The organism is Pseudomonas sp. M1 (assembly GCF_022760135.1).
GTDB lineage: Bacteria > Pseudomonadota > Gammaproteobacteria > Pseudomonadales > Pseudomonadaceae > Pseudomonas > Pseudomonas citronellolis.
Window position 1 is genome coordinate 5,461,790 of the sequence record NZ_CP094343.1, and the last position, 20,394, is coordinate 5,482,183.

At 61.8% G+C, this 20,394-nt stretch carries 22 protein-coding genes; 15 read left to right on the top strand and 7 right to left on the bottom strand.

Annotation, left to right across the window (positions count from 1 at the left end; genetic code table 11):
* Positions 1 to 84: 84 nt before the first annotated feature.
* Together PM1_RS24105 and PM1_RS24110 are read left to right on the top strand one after the other, a co-directional pair.
* Positions 85 to 993 (top strand): alpha/beta fold hydrolase, encoded by a 909-nt coding sequence (locus tag PM1_RS24105; protein WP_009618135.1) that lies wholly within the window; start codon positions 85 to 87, stop codon positions 991 to 993.
* Positions 994 to 1,018: 25 nt separating this feature from the next.
* The gene (locus PM1_RS24110; RefSeq protein ID WP_009618134.1) at positions 1,019 to 1,954 is read left to right on the top strand and encodes an alpha/beta fold hydrolase; all 936 of its coding nucleotides are present in this window, start codon (positions 1,019 to 1,021) and stop codon (positions 1,952 to 1,954) included.
* A 463-nt stretch (positions 1,955 to 2,417) separates the two neighbouring features.
* On the opposite strand, the gene PM1_RS24115 is transcribed toward PM1_RS24110, so the two are convergent.
* Positions 2,418 to 3,317 carry a LysR family transcriptional regulator gene (locus tag PM1_RS24115; RefSeq protein ID WP_024128188.1) on the bottom strand — a complete coding sequence of 300 codons (900 nt, stop codon included), beginning with the start codon at positions 3,315 to 3,317 and terminating at the stop codon, positions 2,418 to 2,420.
* Positions 3,318 to 3,416: 99 nt separating this feature from the next.
* On the opposite strand from PM1_RS24115, the gene PM1_RS24120 reads away from it, so the two are divergent.
* The 3 genes from PM1_RS24120 to map all read left to right on the top strand — a co-directional run bounded on the left by PM1_RS24120 (position 3,417) and on the right by map (position 5,028).
* A complete protein-coding gene (locus tag PM1_RS24120; protein WP_009618132.1) occupies positions 3,417 to 3,809 on the top strand; it encodes a nuclear transport factor 2 family protein in 393 nt (130 codons plus the stop codon).
* A 242-nt stretch (positions 3,810 to 4,051) separates the two neighbouring features.
* On the top strand, positions 4,052 to 4,264 hold the full coding sequence (locus PM1_RS24125) for a ParD-like family protein (RefSeq protein ID WP_009618131.1): 213 nt from the start codon (positions 4,052 to 4,054) through the stop codon (positions 4,262 to 4,264).
* Positions 4,261 to 5,028 carry a type I methionyl aminopeptidase gene (gene map / locus PM1_RS24130; protein ID WP_009618130.1) on the top strand — a complete coding sequence of 256 codons (768 nt, stop codon included), beginning with the start codon at positions 4,261 to 4,263 and terminating at the stop codon, positions 5,026 to 5,028. The genes PM1_RS24125 and map overlap by 4 nt, the downstream gene beginning before the upstream one ends.
* A 128-nt stretch (positions 5,029 to 5,156) precedes the next feature.
* On the opposite strand, the gene PM1_RS24135 is transcribed toward map, so the two are convergent.
* The gene (locus tag PM1_RS24135) at positions 5,157 to 5,399 is read right to left on the bottom strand and encodes a hypothetical protein (RefSeq protein WP_052754977.1); all 243 of its coding nucleotides are present in this window, start codon (positions 5,397 to 5,399) and stop codon (positions 5,157 to 5,159) included.
* 102 nt (positions 5,400 to 5,501) lie between these two features.
* Positions 5,502 to 6,290: an alpha/beta fold hydrolase gene (locus tag PM1_RS24140; RefSeq protein ID WP_009618129.1), complete on the bottom strand. Its 789-nt coding sequence runs from the start codon at positions 6,288 to 6,290 to the stop codon at positions 5,502 to 5,504.
* A gap of 147 nt (positions 6,291 to 6,437) precedes the next feature.
* Here PM1_RS24140 and PM1_RS24145 point away from each other — a divergent pair, with 147 nt between their 5' ends.
* On the top strand, positions 6,438 to 7,346 hold the full coding sequence (locus PM1_RS24145; protein WP_238603214.1) for a LysR family transcriptional regulator: 909 nt from the start codon (positions 6,438 to 6,440) through the stop codon (positions 7,344 to 7,346).
* 141 nt (positions 7,347 to 7,487) lie between these two features.
* Here PM1_RS24145 and PM1_RS24150 read toward each other — a convergent pair whose 3' ends face one another.
* From PM1_RS24150 to PM1_RS24160, 3 genes are all read right to left on the bottom strand, one after another.
* Positions 7,488 to 8,024: a TetR/AcrR family transcriptional regulator gene (locus tag PM1_RS24150; protein ID WP_178132229.1), complete on the bottom strand. Its 537-nt coding sequence runs from the start codon at positions 8,022 to 8,024 to the stop codon at positions 7,488 to 7,490.
* 122 nt (positions 8,025 to 8,146) lie between these two features.
* Positions 8,147 to 8,836, bottom strand: a complete 690-nt coding sequence (locus tag PM1_RS24155) for a glutathione S-transferase (protein ID WP_009618127.1) — start codon at positions 8,834 to 8,836, stop codon at positions 8,147 to 8,149.
* Positions 8,837 to 9,340: 504 nt separating this feature from the next.
* Positions 9,341 to 10,234 carry a LysR family transcriptional regulator gene (locus PM1_RS24160; RefSeq protein WP_009618126.1) on the bottom strand — a complete coding sequence of 298 codons (894 nt, stop codon included), beginning with the start codon at positions 10,232 to 10,234 and terminating at the stop codon, positions 9,341 to 9,343.
* A 103-nt stretch (positions 10,235 to 10,337) separates the two neighbouring features.
* Between PM1_RS24160 and PM1_RS24165 the strand changes: the two genes are divergently transcribed.
* From PM1_RS24165 to PM1_RS24180, 4 genes are all read left to right on the top strand, one after another.
* Complete coding sequence (locus PM1_RS24165; RefSeq protein ID WP_009618125.1) at positions 10,338 to 11,216, top strand: alpha/beta fold hydrolase; 879 nt, start codon at positions 10,338 to 10,340, stop codon at positions 11,214 to 11,216.
* 18 nt (positions 11,217 to 11,234) lie between these two features.
* Positions 11,235 to 12,653 carry a 3-isopropylmalate dehydratase large subunit gene (leuC, locus tag PM1_RS24170; protein ID WP_009618124.1) on the top strand — a complete coding sequence of 473 codons (1,419 nt, stop codon included), beginning with the start codon at positions 11,235 to 11,237 and terminating at the stop codon, positions 12,651 to 12,653.
* Positions 12,650 to 13,285, top strand: coding sequence for a 3-isopropylmalate dehydratase small subunit (gene leuD / locus PM1_RS24175; protein WP_009618116.1), 636 nt, complete (start codon positions 12,650 to 12,652; stop codon positions 13,283 to 13,285). Before leuC ends, leuD begins: the two co-directional genes overlap by 4 nt.
* Before the next feature lie 263 nt (positions 13,286 to 13,548).
* Complete coding sequence (locus PM1_RS24180; RefSeq protein ID WP_009618115.1) at positions 13,549 to 14,802, top strand: IS256 family transposase; 1,254 nt, start codon at positions 13,549 to 13,551, stop codon at positions 14,800 to 14,802.
* Between the two features lie 160 nt (positions 14,803 to 14,962).
* On the opposite strand, the gene PM1_RS24185 is transcribed toward PM1_RS24180, so the two are convergent.
* Complete coding sequence (locus PM1_RS24185; RefSeq protein ID WP_009618114.1) at positions 14,963 to 15,133, bottom strand: putative ATP-binding component of ABC transporter; 171 nt, start codon at positions 15,131 to 15,133, stop codon at positions 14,963 to 14,965.
* A 575-nt stretch (positions 15,134 to 15,708) separates the two neighbouring features.
* Here PM1_RS24185 and PM1_RS24195 point away from each other — a divergent pair.
* Genes PM1_RS24195 through PM1_RS24215 form a run of 5 tightly spaced genes read left to right on the top strand, consistent with a single transcriptional unit; the run spans position 15,709 to position 20,386 of the window.
* On the top strand, positions 15,709 to 16,146 hold the full coding sequence (locus tag PM1_RS24195; protein WP_024128185.1) for a TIGR03757 family integrating conjugative element protein: 438 nt from the start codon (positions 15,709 to 15,711) through the stop codon (positions 16,144 to 16,146).
* Positions 16,143 to 17,093: a TIGR03756 family integrating conjugative element protein gene (locus PM1_RS24200; protein ID WP_009618112.1), complete on the top strand. Its 951-nt coding sequence runs from the start codon at positions 16,143 to 16,145 to the stop codon at positions 17,091 to 17,093. The genes PM1_RS24195 and PM1_RS24200 overlap by 4 nt, the downstream gene beginning before the upstream one ends.
* A gap of 11 nt (positions 17,094 to 17,104) precedes the next feature.
* On the top strand, positions 17,105 to 18,502 hold the full coding sequence (locus tag PM1_RS24205) for an integrating conjugative element protein (RefSeq protein ID WP_009618111.1): 1,398 nt from the start codon (positions 17,105 to 17,107) through the stop codon (positions 18,500 to 18,502).
* Complete coding sequence (locus tag PM1_RS24210; RefSeq protein WP_009618109.1) at positions 18,499 to 18,849, top strand: hypothetical protein; 351 nt, start codon at positions 18,499 to 18,501, stop codon at positions 18,847 to 18,849. The genes PM1_RS24205 and PM1_RS24210 overlap by 4 nt, the downstream gene beginning before the upstream one ends.
* A 13-nt stretch (positions 18,850 to 18,862) precedes the next feature.
* Complete coding sequence (locus PM1_RS24215) at positions 18,863 to 20,386, top strand: conjugal transfer protein TraG N-terminal domain-containing protein (RefSeq protein ID WP_009618107.1); 1,524 nt, start codon at positions 18,863 to 18,865, stop codon at positions 20,384 to 20,386.
* Positions 20,387 to 20,394: the final 8 nt, after the last annotated feature.

A 20,394-nucleotide genomic window follows, 5' to 3' on the forward strand; every position in this document is an offset into this window, starting at 1 on the left:
CACTATACCATTTCCCCGCTTGACACTCACATCAATGTGAGGCTTGAGACTAGGTGTGTTCTAGGAACCTAGGAGTACGTGTCTATGTCTTTGTCGAAACTTCGTGGTGCATTCGGCGCACTGATAGCAACATTCGCGCTACTGGCCGCCGCGCCGGCTACGTTCGCCGCAACCCGGAATTACACCGTCACTGCCCCCGATGGAGTGGTGCTGGCCGTCCAGGAAGCTGGTGATCCCGAGGGTTCTCCCATCATTTTCATCCATGGCCTGCTGGGCAGCCGGCTGAACTGGAGTAAGCAATTACAGGACCCTCGACTCCAGCATTATCGATTGATCACTTACGACCTGCGTGGGCACGGCATGTCGGGCAAACCGGCCGAGGCCAGTTCCTACACCGACGGGCGCCGCTGGGCCGATGACCTAGCCGCGATCATCGAATCGACACACGCGCGCAAGCCGGTGCTCGTGGGATGGTCGCTGGGCGGTGCCGTGATATCGAACTACCTGGCAGTCTATGGCGACAAAGCCATCGCCGGTGCCGTCTATGTCGGCGGAGTGATCGAGCTGAAGCCCGACCAGATCGTGGCGCACCCTGAAGTCTATCGCGACATGATCGCTTCGGACTTGCAAACCCATCTGGACGGCGAGCGCGCTTTCCTGCGGCTGTGCTTCCACCGCCAGCCCGACGCGGCCACGTTCTCCTTGCTGCTGGCCAACGCAGCGCTGGCATCGTGGGACATGCAACGTGCCGTGCAGTCGATGACGGTCGAGGCAGGCAAAGGATTGAGCAAGGCCGAGGTTCCGCTCCTGCTGATCTACGGCGCTCAGGATGCGCTCGTGAAGGCCAAGCCCAGCATCGCCAGGGCTACGAGCCTCAACCCACAGATCCGCAGCGAGCTGTATGCCGATTCAGGGCACGCGCCGTTCCTCGAAGAACCGGAGCGCTTCAACCGGGACCTGTCGGATTTCGTTCGTATGGCTCTTTCACGCTAGCGATCCATACCGTACGGAGTTGATGATGTCGGGTATCGACGGCATTGCATCGTGGAACTCAGTTGCTGGATTCTCAGAGTTGCACATCGAGGCGGGCGGCGTGGCGTTTTGCGGCGTCACTGGCGGCTCCGGAGGACCGCCCGTGCTGCTGCTACACGGCTACCCACAAACCCATCTTGCATGGCGTCATGTCGCGCCACGGCTGACACAGTCGTTTACGGTCGTGGCACCAGACCTGCCCGGCTACGGTAGCAGTCGGCCCGACTCGGATCGGCCGCGCTGGACCAAGCGTCGCGTGGCCGACGCCCTGATTGCCTTGATGGCCAAGCTCGGATACCGCCGGTTTGCCGTTGTGGGACACGACCGGGGGGCACGCGCCGGATACCGCCTCGCGCTCGATTATCCAGGCCAGGTGACGCACTTCGCCTCGCTGGCCGTGATTCCGCCCCTGGATGCATGGGATCTGGTAGACGAACGATTTGGACGCGCCAATTTCCATTGGTTCTTTCTGGCCCAGCCATTCGGGCTCCCGGAAAAGCTACTGTCCGCCGACCCGCAGGCATTCATCGATGCTGCGCTGGCCCGTATGGCGGGCGGGCTGGGCAATGTCGAGCCGTTCGCTCTCGATGCCTATCGGCGTGCGTTCCAAGATCCCGATGTTCGGCACGCCATCTGCGAGGACTATCGGGCAGCAGCGCAGGAGGACCGCGCCTGCGATGCGGCCGACCGTGCCGTAGGCAGGAAGCTGTCCTGCCCCGTGCTTGTGCTTTGGCCACAAGGGTGGGAAGGCCCGTCCCCCATCGACATCTGGTGCCGATGGGCCAACAACGTCCAAGGCGTACCCATCCGGGGCGGCCACCTTCAACCGGAGGAGTCGCCAGAAGATGTATTGGCAGCGCTGCTTCCGTTTCTTATGGGCACAGGGGCTTGCGGCATACCGATCGCAGACTCGTCAGCCTAAAAGGCCGTTGAAAAAGTCCTGAGTGATGAACCCTTGCCAAAACTCGGCCTCTCAGAATGTCCTACAAGCGATTTTTCTTGAGTGGGCAAGGGGTAAGGCACCCTCAAAATTACCATTTCTTGACCCTGTCTCGACTTATTCAACGGCCTGCTAAGAATTCGACTAACTTGCACGCGACTGCCTCCGGCTGTTATTCCGGCAAGAATTGACTGCGGTGGACGTAGTTGCGCCCATGAGCAGCATCCGCTCCAGCCAATGGGACGACGCCCTGCATGGCACTCAACAGCCCTCCGTTGGAACGGCTCGATCACACTCACCAGCAGCTTCCCCGGCACAATTTCCTGCACACGCCCCAGAAACGCTTCCCATCGGGTCACGCGTTTCCTGCCTGCAAACTCGGCCGATGCGAAACTCAACTACCCGTGGGCTTCGAGAGCCCCTTGAGTACCCGTCATTTCATGCGTCAGAAGGGCCTCGCCGCAATCAGCTGTTCACGCAGCCACTGATGCCCTAAATCTTCGTCAAAGCGCGGATGCCAACCGACCTGCAGCTGGAACGGATCAAATGCGAATGGGAGGTCGAAGCGGTCGATCATGTGATCAAAGCGGTGTAGGAAGCGCTCAGGCAGTGTCGCCAGGCAGTTCGTGCGCTCAAGTATCGGTGGCACCGCTGTGTAGTACTGCACGGATACCGTGGTGTGTCGATAATGCCCCAGCTCTGCAAGAAAATCATCGATCCCACTGTGATAACTGCCATTAGTAGACACCAGCACATGCTCATAAGCGCAGTATTGCTCCAGCGTCATTGCAGCCGTGCCGCGAGGATGCCCCTTGCGTTGGGCCACCTGAAACCTGTCGTCGACCAGATCATGGGTGCGCAAACCAGGGGGCATGAAGGCTCGGGTGCCGATCACCAGATCGATGCGTCCGCGAGCTGTGAGATCCAGGACCTCATCCCGGGGTATCTGGAGCATGGCCAATCGAAGGCCCACATACGACTGCTTCCGAATGCACTCGATGAGATCCAGTCCAATCGTCATCGCGGCATTGTCATTGATGGCGATCGTGAAATCGCGCTTGGCCGTGCCGGGATCGAAAGCGTAGGGCGCCTCGACAAGATCCTCAAGCCGTGTCAGCAACTCATGCAGGGGTGATTTCAGCTGCGCTGCGCGTGGCGTCAACCGCATACCTCGGCCGCGCTCGGCCGGCACCAGCAAAGGATCATCAAGCACCTGCCGCAAGCGAGCCAGTTGGGCTGAGAGTGCAGGCTGGCTGATGGCTAAGCGTCGTGCTGCACGAGTGACGTTGGCCTCTTCAAGCAGAACATCCAACGACACCAGTAGACCCATGTCGCGCTTCTTCATAACTTGAATCTATTGCTGGCTACTATCGAATATCGATTTTACAGATTCATCCCTGGCGCTGTCCAATCTCGCTGTACACCCCGCTACAGGAGAATAGTCATGCATACCTACGAAACAAAACTTGCTTTGGCCAAGCAGTTCCATGCCGCACTGAGCCGCCGCGACTGGCAGGCGATCCGTAAGCTTCTTACCGACGATGCCACCTGGGTTCTGCCCGGAGACAATCAGATCTCTGGTCCAGCGGTCGGTGCGGAAGCAGTCGTTGCCAGAGCTGAGCTAATTGCCAGCTTCGGCCTGAATTTCGAGCTCAAGCACATTCTGGTAAGCCGGGATAATGTCGCGCTCTCGCTGCATAACACTGCACGCCGGAATGACCTCGTACTGGACGAGCATCTGGCTACGGTCTGCACCTTGCGCGATGGCAAGATCGCTGCTATCGAGACCTACCTGTCCGACCTGCCGGGCATGAATGCCTTTTTTGCCAGGGACTGAAGGTTCGAGGTCAAGGCGACGCCCTCGGTCGAGAGTGGAGCTTGGCCGAGCTTGCCGATGCCCATGCCGTCATGGCCCGATCGGCGAACTCGGCCCGCCATTGCTATCGCGCCGAGTCAGGCCTGCGCTACCGGCTCCTAGGAAACCATCATGGCGTCGACTTGGTCACGTCAGCGCAGTTTACTTGCGCTACGGCCATGACGCCTATATGATTCGTATACGTTTCATATACAACTAGACACATGGGTATCGTGAACATCGACGACGATCTGCATGACCAACTGCGCAAGGCCAGCGCAGTATCGTGCCGGTCGATCAACGCACAGGCAGCCTTCTGGATCAGGATCGGCATGCTGTGCGAAATGAATCCAACGCAAAGCTTCAACGATATCGTTGCCCGTGAACTGCGGGCCGCGGGCGTTGTGGCACAACCCATCAAGATGGGGGCGGCATGACCAAGCGGCCAGAAGAAATTGCGCTGATGGCAGAGTCAGGCCAGCTTTTGGCGCAGGTGTTCAGCCATCTTGATCGGCTGAACCTGATCGGCATGTCCACGATGCAGGTCAACGATCTGGTCGATGACCTCATCGTCCATGAACTCAACGCACGTCCGGCCAGCAAAGGGCAATACGGTTACGCCTACGCGCTAAACGCCTCCCGCAACCATGTGGTCTGCCACGGCGTTCCTTCCGCCGAGGACGTCCTGCAAAACGGAGACATCGTCAATTTCGACATCACGCTGGAAAAGAACGGCTACATCGCCGATTCCAGCAAGACCTATCTGGTGGGCGAGGTGTCGCAGCCGGCGCGGCGGCTCGTGCAAGTAGCTTATGAGGCGATGTGGAAAGGCATCCAGGCCGTCCACCCGGGCGCTACGCTCGGTGACGTGGGCCACGCCATCGAGCGGCATGCCCGCAGGAATGGCTATTCAATCGTTAGGGAATACTGCGGGCACGGCATCGGCCGGGAGATGCACGAGCCGCCACAGGTGTTGCATTGGGGCAAGCCGCGAACGGGGCTAGTACTGCGCGAAGGCATGGTTTTCACCATAGAGCCGATGGTGAACCAAGGACGACGTGCCATTCGAACTGAGGACGACGGCTGGACGGTCGTCACGCGCGACGGGCAACTGTCGGCTCAGTTCGAGCATACCGTTGCCGTCACCGAGAGCGGCGTGCGTGTCTTGACACTGCGCCCGGGCGAAAAAGCGTTGCACTGATCCAGTGTGGTAGCGATACGGACTTTCGCTCAGGACCTGACTTTGCCTTCGGGTAAGAACACGCCGTTGCCGGCGTGCTCTCGGTGCGTGTCAAGGTAGTTGTCGCCTGATCTCATGCAGCTAATCGGTTACTTGTCATGCTGTCGGCTTTGCCTCGGCGCGCCCGCATCGCGGTCGGGATTGAGGGTGACGGCGCCAACGCGGCTCCAGTTGCGGGTCGGTCCGGTCCTGCGCTGCGGATGACGCTGGCGGGCAAGCTCGTATACCCATCTGCGTGCCTGCAACTGGACCTCATCCTGACCGGCATGGCGAACGGCCGGGGCCACGAAGCGCAGCCCGCTGTGCAGGTGCTCGTGGTTGTACCAGTGCACGAACTGCGCCGCCCACGTCCGTGCAACGCCCTTCGGGGGGCGAGCTTTTCGCCGCGTATTAGCTGCGAGGCGCTTCGATTGCGCACCGCCGCGATGTCCGCTTCACCCCTTCCCTGGCAGTGAACGGCAGAAATTCTCAATCAATGGAGTCAATGCATCCGGTGTTTCTAACATAGGCAAATGCCCTGCATCTGGTACTACGGTCATGACGGCTTGCGATACGCGGGGAAGTAATTCTTTCCTCAGTACCTCGGGCGAATCCACGCGATCCCGCTCGCCTGCAATAACAAGCGTAGGTACGTCGATGGCACCTACCTGTCCAGTGATGTCTTCCAAGCTGGTCGCTCTGGGCCAAGCTAGCTTGGCCGCTGGCGCGCCACGCAAGCTGTCCGCGATCACTTGTTCGCGATCCTCCGCTGACAGTGGGAGGGCCGTCAGCACGTTGTCGATAGTCGCCTCCACTGTTTCGCGATTTGCGTAGGCTCCTGCCATCATTTCGCGTGCCTCTTTCGGCAAGATCATTGGCGATGGCGGTGAAGGAGCGATGAGAACCAGCCCGACCAGTCCAACAGGCCGCCGCGACGCCATAAGCTGAGCAACCTTGCCTCCCATAGAGTGACCGATCAGAACGTAGCGCTTCGGGTGCAGCGCTGCGATCACGCCCTCCGCATCGGCTGCAAGGTCTGCCAGCCCGTAGCCCATCGAAGGCGCGTCGGATTGACCCCAGCCGCGATGATCGAGAGCAAGCGTATGGAAGTTCGGCGCCAGCCTGGAGCAGACATGCTTCCAAGTGCGAGACGAGCCGCCCCAGTAATGCAGAAAAACGAGTGACGGATCGCCTTGCCCTTGTTCCTCGACATGGATCTCTATGCCGTTCGATTCGACCTTCATTGGAACATCCTTTTGCTAAAGCCCACCGGGGATCGGCTGGCTACAGTGCTAGGCTAGACCCATTCCGTTCGGCCGATAATTGGCCTAGATTTATTACCACCTGATAATCAGGATATCGAATGAGGTGGTATGGATAGATTGCTCAGCATGGCGGTGTTCGTCTCCGCAGTCGAAGAAGGCAGCTTGGTAAGCGCCGCTCGGCGGTTTGGCCTGTCACCCTCGATGGCGGGCAAGCACGTTTCCGCGATCGAGGGACAGTTGAAAGTTCGGTTGCTTCAACGCAGTACGCGCAAGTTGACGCTAACAGATGTAGGGCGGTCCTACTACACGCGATGCAAGCGCTTACTGGAAGAGTACGAGGACGCGAATCGCGAAGCCCAGGACGCGCAACAGAGTGTGCGTGGAATGTTGCGCGTGGCTGCGCCGACAACCTTTGGGGCACTGCATCTTGGTCGCGTTGTATCGAATTATCTGGCCGAATACCCCGATGTCTCGATCGAGACCACGCTGAGCGATCGCTATGTCGATCTACTGGCAGATGGCATCGACATTGCTATCCGCATCGGCCGTCTGCAAGACTCCGATCTCGTTGCTCGGCGGCTCGCCTCGTGTCGCATGATGTTCTGCGCAGCGCCATCCTTTTTGGCACGACATGGCGAGCCGAAAACCGTCGAACAGCTCCGCCAGGCACCTCGGCTCGCTTTCTCCCAGGCGGTTTCAGCCGGAGACTGGAGCGTCACGGATGCTAACGGCCAGACCCATCACATTGATGGTGCGATCCGGCTCGCTGCAAACAACATGCAGATGCTGCTAGCGGCAGCGCTGACAGGGGCGGGGGTGGTCTACGGCCCCAGCTTCGTGTTCGAGCAGTCCATCGCCAGCGGTGCGCTTCGTGTCCTGCTGGCCGACCACAAAACAACTGATTTGGCGATTCATGCCATCTATCCGAGCAAGCGGCATGTGTCGTTGAAAGTTCGCCGCTTCATCGAGCATCTGAGCATGAGCTTCGGCGACACGCAGCCATGGGATCTCATGCATAGGAGCACTACGGCTTGAGGTTGCCCCTGAGCCCTGGAATGCATAGCCCCAGCCCTGAGAATGCCGGGCGTTGGACGCGCCCCAAACGTAGCGTGGCGGTTGCCTTGCTCAAACAGCAGTCGAGCGCTTGTCTTCGTGGTGCGTCCGCTGGCCTCGCCTCTAGGCCGGCAGAAGCCCGGTTGCCCTGTAGCTCGTGATCAACGTATCGAAGAGACTTAAGTCGGAACGCCCACGTGCCATCAGCTGCGCTCCTGTGATTGCAGCATAGATGGCCTGCGCGCGTTCTTTCGCGATGTTCGGATTAACAATCCCGGCGCTCGCCAAAACCTTAGCCAGCCATGTGATATGCACATCAGAGAATGTTCGAACTTCTTGCCTCACATTCTCTGGAAGGTCATCGTATTCAGCCGTCATGAAACTGCACAGGCAGATGCGGTTGTCGTTCTCCAGCGCCTTCCTGAACATATTGGGATATCTGCGCAAGCAATCTGTGGGGTCCGGAAGCCGATTCAACAGTTCTTCCAATTGCGTCGACGAATTTTCCCAGTATCGCCTGGCAACTGCAGCAGCGAGAGCCGCCTTGCTCGGGAAATGATGGTAAAGACTTGCAGGTTTGACACCGACTTCTTCGGCCAAGCGGCGAACGCTCAAGCCACCGTAACCGTGCGCCTGGGCGATTCGTGTTGCAATGGACAAGATCTTGTCACTGGAGTTCGTGTTTCTCTGACTCTCCACGGCTGTCGCCCTCGACTTGTGTAATGACGCTCCACTGCGGTATCTTGTCTTGCGACCGTCTGGTTACGAGTACGTCGAACGGCCTACCTGCGAGCAAATGCGGGTTGGCTCTTTACGCTGGGGCGCATTTTCATCCTTTCGTACCATGCCAAGAGCGCCGTGCATTCGGCGGGTACCGCCAAGTCGACGATATCAGCGAATATCAGTCCGGCGATGACCGTAATGTCGGCCATGGAGAACGCGTCGCCGGCAACATAAGCTCGCTTGCGAAGCACATCGTCGAAATAATGCATGCCTCGCAAGGCCTTGTCGCGCTGCCTGAGTCCCCATTCCCTGTTCTGGTATTGCTCCACCAGTGGCCCCAAACCCGGCGTTCCATGGTGGAAGTAAACACTGATGGCGTCAAGCAGCTCCAGTTCGGCGCGCTTGCTCATCATGTGAATCATTCCCCTCTCGAACGCTGTGGAGCCCGTCAAAACCGGACCGCCGACAAGCGCATCGAGATACTCCGTGATGGCGGTGCACTCGGCAATGCACGTTCCATCCGCAAGCTCAAGCACCGGAACCGTTCCGGAGTAGTTTTTATCCGAGATGAACCTGGGATCCTTGTGCTCCCCCTTGCGGAGATCAACCATCACGAACTCCACGCGTGACTGGAGGTTTTTTTCTGCTAGGGCGATCCGGACACGCGTCGGGTAAGGGCCCCGAGGGAAGTCGTAGATCTTCAGCGGAAATCCCGCCTCACCATCGACTGGTCCTGCAACCGCACTCATTCGAGAACTCTCCATGTGGTGAATTCGTATCGGTCAACAACCGATAACGATCCGAGAATACCTAACGACCGTTAGTTAGAATGCTATTCCGTAGCAATGGCGATGTCAACTGCATCGCCGTCGCACCTGCCGGTCAAGCCATGTGATCGTTTGCGCTCCCCAGCGACACCTCATTCGCCTCCGACCGCTGGGTTGCATTCATGCGTGACCAAGCGCGCCGGGATGAGGTTCGTCAACGAGATTGTGCGCATCACAAATGAAGCACTGAAGTCCGCTGCCGCGGCTGTTGCTGGACTCTGGCGGCGCAACCTCGGCGAGGGCTCAAGCGCGATCTCGCCCAGCGCAGTCTGCTGCCGGGGATGGTGGAATCGGCGTTGGCGATGGGGCATTGCAACAGTGCCGATGTGTGATCCGCCTGGCATCGGCCTCTCGAGTGCGTGATCGCCTTTGGCGTCACGATGACTCCTCCCCTGGAAATGCTTATTGCTGCCTTCTGATGGCGTTTCAACTCGTCGCCAAGTATTTTGCCGTGAAGTCAAGAAACGCGCGCACTTTGGCGGACGACACCTCGCTGCGTTCCAGGTAGGTCGCGTAGATGTCGGCGTTGGGTAGCTTCCAATCCCCCAGCAATGGAATCAGTTCGCCCCGGGCCAGGTAGGGTGCGATTTCCCATGCTGAGCGGATGGCGATGCCATGGCCGTCCAGCGTCCAGCGCAGCACGGCGTTGCCATCGTTGCTCGATAGCACATTGTCGACTTTGACCGTCTCGGTGGACTTTCCGCGGCGGAAATGCCAAGCGCCGTAGGCCGCATCGTTTTCCCGAACGACCAAGCAGGCGTGACGCACCAAGTCGTGCGGAACGTTCGGCTTACCGTTCCGGGCAACATAGGCCGGCGAAGCGCATACAAGACGGTGATTGCGCAGCAACAACCTTGCATTGATCCGGGTGCTGGGAGGATCGCCGAAGCGGATGCCGATGTCATAACCGTGTTCGCGCAGGTTCAAGGGCTGGTCGGTCAATTGCAGTTGCACCCGTATGGCGGGATAGCGGGCAACGAACGCCGAAATGGCCGGTGCCACCCGCGCACGACCGAAACCGTATGAGGCATTGACACGGAGCAGTCCGGCCGGTTCGGCATGGCCGCGGATCAGCACTTGCTCAAGTTCCTGCAATTCCCCGAGCAGGCGTGATCCCTCGGCCAGGTAGCGTTCGCCCTCCGGCGTGAGTGTCAGGCGTCGTGTCGTGCGATGGGTCAGGCGCACGCCGAGCCGCTTTTCCAAATGCGCCAGGCGCTTGCTGACCGCTGGCGGGGTGACGCCAAGTTCGCGCGCGGCCGCAGCCAAGCTGCGATGGCGCGCCACCAGGGTGAAAAGGCGGATGTCGGAGAACTCGGACATGATGCTCCAATTCGTTCTTATAAGTTATTAATTGAATAAATATAATTCAATAACGCCGTTCTGATGCAGGAATAGAATGGCCGTCGGAACATGGAGGCAAGGGATGTTCGAAGGCTTTTCCGACGTATCCGCCACGGTCGATGGCATCAAGATTCATGCGTTGATGGCCGGCGCCGGGCCGGCGCTGCTTCTGCTGCATGGACACCCTCAGACACACGCAATCTGGCACAAGGTGGCTCCGACGCTGGCGCGGCAATTCACGATTGTCGTTGCGGACCTGCGCGGCTATGGCGACAGCGGGAAGCCGCCAGGCGAGCCAGACCACGCCAACTATGCCAAGCGTCGGATGGCCTTGGACCAAGTGCGATTAATGCAGGCGCTGGGCCTGCCGACGTTCGCGGTGATCGGTCATGACCGGGGTGGTCGGGTCGCGGCGCGGATGGCGCTGGATCATCCAGATGTGGTATCCCACCTGGTCACGCTGGATGTGGCACCCACGCTGGCGATGTACCAGCAGACCTCATTCGAATTCGCGCGCGCCTACTGGCACTGGTTCTTCCTCGTGCGACCGGCACCCTTCCCGGAGACGCTGATCCGGGCCGATCCGGATCTCTACCTGAAGCAGACCATCGGTGCCCGCAGTGCCGGCCTGAAGCCTTTCGCGCCGGAGGCCTATGCCGCCTATCTGCGCTGCTTGTCCGATCCGGCAACCGCACATGGCATCTGCGAGGACTACCGTGCCTCGGTAGGCATCGACCTCGAACACGATCAGGCCGATCTTGCCGCGGGCAAGCAGATTCAATGTCCCTTCCTGGCGTTGTGGGGACGCGATGGCGTGATCGAACGCTGCTTCGATCCTCTGGCCGAGTGGCGCCGCTGGAATCCTGGCGTAAAGGGCATGGCGCTGCCCTGCGGCCACTACATCCCGGAGGAAGCGCCCGAGGTGTTGCTTGATCACGTCCTCGCCTTCCTGCCTTCCTGACTGTCCGCGAGCCTGCCCATGCCAGCGACGACGCTTTACCGGAAACTGGTCGATTCGCACACCGTCGAACGCCTGGACGCCGACAACGTGCTGCTTTATGCCGATCTGCATATCATGAACGAATACACCAGCCCACAGGCTTTCGCGGGACTGGCGCAACGCGGGCTGAGGGTGCGGCGCCCACGCCAGCAACTGGGCGTGGTCGATCACGTCATCCCCACGCGCCCGGTGCCGATTGCTGCGCGCACGATCGACATTGCCCCCGCCGCACGGCAAGCGGCGAACTTTGCCGCCAACTGCGCTGAGCAGGGGATCAAGCTGTTCGACGTGCGTGATCCGATGCAAGGCATCGAGCATGTGGTCGCGCCGGAACTTGGCCTGATCCGTCCCGGCATGGTCGTGTTGTGCGGCGACAGCCATACCACGACCTACGGTGCCCTCGGGGCACTCGGGTTCGGGATCGGCACGTCGGAAGTGGAGCACGTGCTTGCCACGCAGACTCTGGTGTATCGCGTGGCCAAGGACATGCGAATCCAGGTCGATGGTCGGCTGCCTCTGGGGACGACGTCCAAGGACCTGATCTTGCACATCATCGCCAAGATCGGAGCACAAGGCGCGCGTGGCTATGCTGTCGAGTATGTCGGCGAAGCTATCACCGCACTGTCCGCCGAGGCGCGCATGACCTTGTGCAACATGACCGTGGAAGCCGGTGCCCGCGCCGCGCTGATCGCGCCGGACGCGATCACGTCCGACTACGTGTGCGAGCGGATCTGCGATATGGACGACGCTGCGCTGGCGGCCGCTCGTGCCGCATGGAGGCAACTCCGCACGGACGCATCGGCGCGTTTCGATGCCGAGCATCGCTTCGATGCTTCCGAGGTCGCTCCCTATGTCACCTGGGGTACCAGTCCCGACCAGGCGCTGCCGGTGGACGGCACCGTGCCGCCGTTGAGCGATGCCGCGGGTGACATCGAGAGGGCGACTTGGCGTAAGGCACTGGATTACATCGGCTTGGCGCCCGGCACGCCGATCGAAGGTATTCCGATCGACCGCGTGTTCATCGGTTCGTGTACCAACGCCCGCATCGAGGACCTGCGCGAGGCGGCTCGGGTGGTGTGGGGGCGCAAGGTTGCCCCAGGCGTGCGGGCGATGGTGGTGCCTGGCTCCGGGCTGGTTCGTGACCAGGCCGAACGCGAAGGGATCGCGCAGGTGCTGGTCGAGGCGGGATTCGAATGGCGGCAACCGGGCTGTTCGATGTGCCTGGCGATGAACGACGACGTACTCGCGCCGGGCGAGCGGTGCGCCTCCACGACCAATCGCAACTTCGAGGGCCGTCAGGGCCGCGGCAGCCGCACGCATCTGATGAGTCCGGCCATGGCTGCCGCTGCCGCGATTGCCGGACGCATCGTGGACATTCGCAAGGAGTCCCGCGCATGAGCGAAACGCACCGCATCGCAGGCGTGGCGGCGCCATTGCCAATCGGCAACCTGGACACCGATCAGATCATGCCCAAGCAGTTCCTGCTGGGGATCGACAAGAGCGGACTGGCAGACGGACTGCTACATGACCTGCGTTTCGACGCCGAAGGGCGGCTTCGCCCGGACTTCGTGCTCAACCGTCCGGAATATCGCGGCGCGCGCATTCTGTTGGGCGGGGCGAACTTCGGCTGCGGATCGAGCCGGGAGCACGCGGTATGGGGATTGCAGCAGGCCGGGTTTGATGCGGTCGTCGCGCCGAGTTACGGAGAGATCTTCTATTTCAATGCGATGAACAATCGCCTGCTGCTTGTCACCTTGCCGCCGGAGCAGGTCCAGGTGTTGATGGACAGCGTGGCGCATGGCCAGGACAAGCGCTTGACCATCGACTTGGGGGAGCAAATCGTTTCCACTCCGCAGGGCGATGAATATCCCTTCGATTTGCAACCCAGGCAGAAGCGGATGCTGGTCGATGGCTTGGACATGATCGGCATGACCTTGCGCGATGCAGCGGACATCGACCGGTTCGAAGCTGTGCATTGGCAGGTATCTCCATGGTGCAGGATCGATCTTACCCAGGTGCGGGAAAGATGAAACGGTACGCCTCCCAGACCGCGCGCAGTCAAGAATGGACATTGTTGTCGGTGCTAGTACAAGAAAGACAGCGAAGAAGATTGCCATCGTCGGGAAGAGGGGCGGCGGATTATCAGCCTTTAGATGTGCAAACAGAAACAGATGCTAAAGAGTTCAGCCCGCGTGTGGCGTGGGCTTCGTTGATGGCACACCCGATTGACTGGGTGCGCTGGGCCTGTCAGTAATTTCGTGTTTAGGGCATAACATGCACTCAAGGAGTGATGATGCCTCGCAAGACGACGAAGACCCCGCCGGCGGTATTGCCGGCGATCCCGGCCGAACTGCTTGAACAGTTTGGCAACGGCCCAATGACGTCCGAAGCCATCAATGCGGCAACGCTGGCCCTGAAGAAGGCCCTGATCGAACGGGCACTGGGCGGAGAGATGAACCACCACCTGGGCTATCCGGCCGGCGCAGCCAAGCCCGCCTCGGTCACCAACCAGCGCAACGGCAAGGGCGCCAAGACGGTGCTGACCAAGGACGGCCCGATCCGCATCGAGGTTCCCCGCGACCGAGACGGCAGTTTCGAGCCGGTGTTGATTCCCAAGCACGAACGGCGTTTCACAGGCTTTGACGACAAGATCGTCGCCATGTATGCCCGTGGCATGACGGTGCGGGAGATCCAGGACTTTTTGCTGGAGCAGTACGGCACCGAGGTGTCGCCCGACTTCATCAGCTCGGTCACCGACGAGGTCATGGCCGAAGTGACGGCCTGGCAGGCCCGGCCGCTTGAGGTCATGTACCCGGTCGTGTTCTTCGATGCCCTGCGGGTCAAAATCCGCGAGGATGCGGTCGTGCGCAACAAGGCGGTCTACCTGGCCCTGGGCGTGCTGCCGGACGGCGCCCGCGACATCCTGGGGCTGTGGATCGAGAACACCGAGGGCGCCAAGTTCTGGATGCGCGTGTTCAACGACCTGAAGACCCGGGGCGTGAACGACATCCTGATTGCCGTCACCGACGGCCTGAAGGGCATGTCCGAGGCGCTGGCGGCGGTGTTTCCGGCGACGACGCTGCAAACCTGCATCGTTCACCTGATCCGCAACAGCCTGGATTACGCCGGCTGGAAGGACCGCAAGCCGCTGGCTGCGGCCATCCGCCCCATCTATACCGCGCCCAGCGCGGAGGCGGCCCAGGCCGAGTTGGAGGCGTTTGCCCAAGGCCCGTGGGGGCAGAAATTCCCGACCGTCACCGCCGCGTGGCGCAACGCCTGGGACCGCGTGATTCCTTTCTTTGCGTTCCCGCCCGGGGTGCGCAAGGTCATTTACACGACCAACGCCATCCAGAACGTCAACGCACAACTGCGCAAGATCATCAAGACCCGGGGGCACTTCCCTTCTGACGAGGCCGCTACCAAGCTGATCTGGCTGGCGTTGCGCAATATCACCGCCAATTGGAGCCGCCCCGCTCACGACTGGAAGACAGCCATGAACCAGTTCGCTATCCTTTACGAAGACCGATTCGTTCGGCCTGCACACTGATGTTCAACCCGCCTTGAACACGGAATTTCTGACATCCCCGGTGCGCTGGAAGTTGCGCTTGATCTCGTCCCAGCGCGCGCTCTTGCTCGCCGCCCGACAGCTCGCCCGGATAGGTGTCGGCCTTATGCGTCACAGGCCGACCCGATCCAGCAGCGCCAACTCAGCCTCGCTCGCTTCGCCCTTGCTCGGGTTTTAGCATCACCGGCGCCAGCATCAGGCTGTCCCGCACGCTCATGTACGGGAACAGGTTGAACTGCTGGAACACGAAGCCGCTGTGGCTGCGCATCTGGTCCAGTGACTTGCACTGGTAGATGTCCACGCCGTCGGCCAAGATGCTGCCCTTCTGGCTAGTCCGTCACGATGCGCGTGCGGCAACGGAGATCACCGACAAAGACCAAATCCCGGCTTCAGAATCAAGCCGATAACCGTCCGTGGAAGCGGGGCAACTTCACAATGATCTTGGTCGATGGCCCCATCGTCCATGAACTCAAAGCGTGTCCGGCCAGTGAAGGACAGTACGGGTACGTCTACGCGCTCAACGCCTCCCGCAACCATGTGGTTTGCCACGGTGTTCCTTTCTCCGAGGACATCCTGCAGGACGGGGACATCGTCTAGGCCCAAGTCGCAAAAGCCAAATGCGTGGTTGTTGTCATCGCCGATATCAATCCCGGCCAGCAATCAAGCCACATCGGCGTCCGATGTGAACAGCTTGGGCCTCGGAGCCGGATCGGCCCATACCCATCCACTGCACACAGTCGGCTTCTGGCAAGCGCGCAGGTCCGATCAGCGAGTCGGGGCGGACAGGGATGGTGAAAACGGGGCGAAGCGGTCTCCGCTTTTTTTGTCGCGTCGAGGCCTGGTTTCGGTTCGACTGTCACCGGATTGGCTTCCCTCCGGTGTTGTCTCATGGACTCTTGCGCTGTTCCTCATGCCACTCGCACCCGCCCAGCATGGCTTGCTGCGGGCATTGCCATCCTGACGTTGGCCGCCCGCGCCGCCGCAGCGGAAGTATGGGTCGTTACCGACTCGCATCATCCGGTCCTTGGCCAGGCTGACCGACACCTCATCTTGGACGCGGCCGCGGTGCTCGAAGCGGAGCTGGCCGACAACCTGCCCACCGATCCTGAGCGCGCCAGCGCCATCGTCCAGCAACGCCTGAAGCTGGGCGGTACAGACCTGCAGCGAAGGATCGGCACCGCCTACCAGGGCGTTGCCGATGCCTGGAGCCTTGGCGTCGCCAAGGTTCCGGCCATCGTGGTGGATCGCCGATACGTGGTCTATGGCGAGACGGACGTGGCCCGTGCGGTTTCCCGCATCGACCAATACCGGAGGACGCAGCCATGACGAGGCGTCCGTTCGCACCATCCCGGCGCCAGCGGTTGGCCATCGCAGCGCTGTTGCTGGGGTGTTCCGCATCGTCCTTTGCACTGAACACCGCCACCATCGTGGCCTCCACCCTGTCGCCGGATTGCCTGGAGTACCGCGTCACCGGCATCTGCTACTGGCTCTATTGCACCTGGACGGGATGCACCGTGCGCACCTCGGTCAAGGTGCGCCACTACATCCCGGATGCCGTGGTGTCGAGCTACTCGAACACCGGCGAGAACCCTTGGGTCGAGGTGCGGGCGATGAGCCTGCCGAACCCGACCGCGAAGGCCGGCGGCGACGGCACCACCAACGAGGATCACGAGAACAACCTGGCGAAGTTCAAGAACGCCGACGTCATCGGCCATCCCGGTGGCCATGTGTTCAGCCAGTTCGCCAGCGCGTCCGGCTACACCTGCGAGGGCGCAGGCACCGCCTTCATGCCCTATCTGCTGAGCACGCTCGACACGCTGGCATGGCGCTACAACATCCCCGAGGCGCTGTATCCGGAAGCACTGATTCCCGGCCGGCGCGAGATCGGCACGCGCACGGGCCTGAATCTCTGGGGCAACGTCTATCCGCGTGGCGGCTTCCTGCACCAGGTGGATGACCACAAGGCCGCAGCCGTGGTCGCCCAGCGCGCGGGTGACATCGTGACGCGCCGCAACCAGATCCACGTCTACCAACCGCTGCTCGCCAGTTCGCGCGATGGCTACTGGCCGGCCGGCGCCCTGATGGAAACCGATGCCGCCACGGGCAAGTGGCAGGAGCTGACCCCCACGCTGTCCAGCAGTTGCGCGGTATTCCCCCACGGCAATGCCAAGGTGCAGGCCCGGCAAGGCGACTACGCCTGGGCATTGTGGCGTCCTTATAGCTGCTGCCAGCGCCGCGGCCAGGTGTTCCTCGGCAGCGTCGATTTCCTGTGAGACCCGATGCCATGACGACTTCATTTCCGAGCGCCCGTCGATTTCTGTACGTCGCATTGGCCGTTGTCGCAGCGTTGTGCTACTCCAGCGCCGGGGCGCAGACCAGCGTCAACGAGTACGGCGTCCAGCATCAAGGCAGCGTGATAGGCGACGACGTGCTCTACAGCATTGGGGGCGGCCGCGCGGTGTCCATGAGCGGTGCGGCCAACATGCACTCCATCGGCGTTGGCGTCGGCTGGAACAGCAACCTGATCTGTGGCGACATGAGCATCACCACCACGCTGCAGAACCAGTTGAACGGCATCACCAATGGCTTCCAGGCCATCATGTCCTCGGTGATCCAGAACGCCACCGCTGCCGTGGCGTCGCTGCCCGCCTTGATCATCCAGCGCGCCGATCCAGGGCTGTACAACCTGTTGACCAATGGGGTGCTGCAAGCCAGGCTGGATTTCGATCGCAGCAAGCTGACCTGCCGTGCCATCGCCAATCGCATGGCCGACATGGCGGGTGGGCAGCTCGGCTGGGACCAGCTCGCCGAAGGCATGGCGCTGAAGCAGGCCGTCGCGAGCACCGATGCGGTCTCAGCGATCGACGACGCCGAGGCGAACCGTGGCAACAATGGCGTGCCGTGGGTCGGCGGAGACAACGCTGGCGGCGCGGGCCAACGTCCGGTGCGTGTGGTCGGCGACGTGACCCGCGCCGGCTACAACCTGCTCAATGGCCGTGGCGTCGGCGATGCCAGTTCGATTCCGCAAGCCAGTTGCAGCGGCAACCTGGCATGCCAGACCTGGAGTTCGCCCGATGCCGCCGCAGCCTGGGCCATTCGCGTGCTGGGCGAGCAGGAGCAGCGCACCTGCGATGCATGCACCAAGACCGTCACCACGCCGGGCGTTGGCCTGACCCCGCTGATTCAGGAGGAATACGAGGACAAGCTGCAGGCCCTGCAGGAGCTGGTCGCCGGCAGCCGTCCGACCACGGCGCAGAACCTGCAGGCTGCGAGTAGCGCGTCGCTGCCCATCACCCGTGGCGTGATCGAGGCGCTGCGCGACGAGACGGACCAGGACATCCTGGCTCGGCGCCTGGCCTCGGAGGTTGCGCTGGCCAGCGTGCTGGAGAAGGCGCTGCTGCTGCAACGCACGCTGCTGACCGGGCGCAAGGAGCCCAACGTGGCCGCCAACGAACTGGCCCAGAAGGCCGTCACCCACGAAAGCGACATCCTCGATCGCGAGATTCACAACCTGAAAGCAGAGCTGGAGCTGCGCCGCGAACTGGCCAGCAATTCGCCGATGGCGATCATCCAGCGCCACAGCACCCGCGCCGCCGGTGCGCGTGGCATCTACGAGGGTGACCCGGTGCGCAATCGGGTCGATGAACTGCAGCGGCCGCCGTCTGGCGGAAGCCATCCATGAATACCGTGGGGCGGTGCCTGCGCTGGCTGTCCAGCCGGCGTGCCATTCTGGTGCTGGTGTGGGCGGTGTCGCTGCTGATCGCCGCGACTGCCGTCAATGTGGTCGGCATCCGCATCGCGGGCGGCATCGAGGGCTGGCAGCGCTGGATGGCGGCGCAATCCGGGGCCTTCCTGGCCTGGCGGTTGTTGCTCTACGCCGCCACCGCCTGGGGTTGGCTCTGGATGCGACGTCGCCTGCGCGCGCGGGAACCGGAGCGCGCTGCCGGGCAACGCCTGCTGCGCGCGGAGGTTGCGGCCATCGTCGCCGTGATCGTGCTGGAAGCCAGCCTGCTGATGCAGGCACGGTAGCGCGAGGTTCGCCATGACGCTGTTCACCACCGACTACCTGGAGTACTACCTGACACTGGTGTCCTGGGTAGTCCACAACGGCATCTGGTCGGTGCTGGTCGCCAGCGGCATGTTCGCCGTCCCGTTCCTGGCGATCGTCATCCAGGAATGGTTGAAAGCCCGCGCGGAAGGCGCGGACGAGGGCAACAAGGGGGTGCTGTCCTCGGCCCGCATCGAGAACCGCGTCTTCGTCGCCATCGTGGTGATCCTGTTCGCGGGCATTCCCTTCATCGACGTCGATCTCAATACCATCAAGTACGACCGTTCGCGTTCGACCCAATGCCAAGTGAATGTCCCGGAGCCGACCGATACGGGCTGGTCGCAATCGTTCAGCACGATCAACAACCAGTCGGCCAAGGTGCCGGTGTGGTGGTTCGCCATGCACGCGATCTCGCGCGCGATCACCGGCGCCTCGGTCGCGGCCATTCCCTGCGGCACCGACCTGCGGCAGATCCGCATGGACATCGACGCGACCCGCATCGACGACCCGATGCTGGCCCAGGAGGTCAGCGACTTCACCCGCGACTGCTACGGTCCCGCCCGCGCCAAGCTGTTCATGACCCGGCCCAGCCTGAGCGAGGAGCAGATGCACGACGTCACCTGGATCGGCTCCAGCTACTTCGTCGACACCGCCGGCTTCTACGACAGCTACCGCTCCAGGACACCGCGCAATGCCTGGCCGTTCGACGCCACGCGCGACGCCGGCCTGGCCCAGGTGCCCGGCGGAGGCGGCTACCCGACCTGCCGGCAGTGGTGGTCCGACGGCGGCCACGGCCTGCGGGCACGACTGCTGGCCCAGGTCGACCCCAACCTGCTGGCGCGACTGGCCGGCTGGGCGGGCTTCCTGAGCCAGGCCGAGGTCAACGACTCGGTGATCCGCGCCGTCGCCAGCCCTCGCCAGCAGAAGCTTAACCAGGGGGTGGTCTACACGGACTACGGTGGCCAGATCGACATGACGCTGCCCAACATCGTCACCCGCGCCGCCAGCGACGTGGGGCTGACCGTCGGATCACTGGGCTATTTCCCGGCGATGGACGTGGTGCGGCAGGCACTGCCGATGGTGCTGTCCCTGCTCAAGATGGCGCTGGTCATCTGCATCCCGCTGGTGCTGCTGATCGGCACCTATGACCTCAAGACGGTGGTCACGGTGAGCGTGGTGCAGTTCGCGCTGTTCTTCACCGACTTCTGGTTTCAGCTCGCCCGCTGGATCGACTCGACGATCCTGGATGCGCTCTACGGCTGGGGGTGGGGCTGGAACCGGCCGCACACGAACTTCGATCCGCTGGTGGGCCTCAACAACACCTTCGGAGACATGCTGCTGAACTTCGTGATGGCGACGATGTTCTTGATCTTGCCGGCGTTCTGGATGACGGCATTGGTCTGGGCAGGGGTCAGGGCCGGCAATGTTCTGCAAGGACTGGGTACGGGCACTCGCGATGCGGGACAGGCAGGCAGTAAAGGCTCGGGCACGCTGATCAGTGCAGCCAAGCAAAAGTAGGGACCATC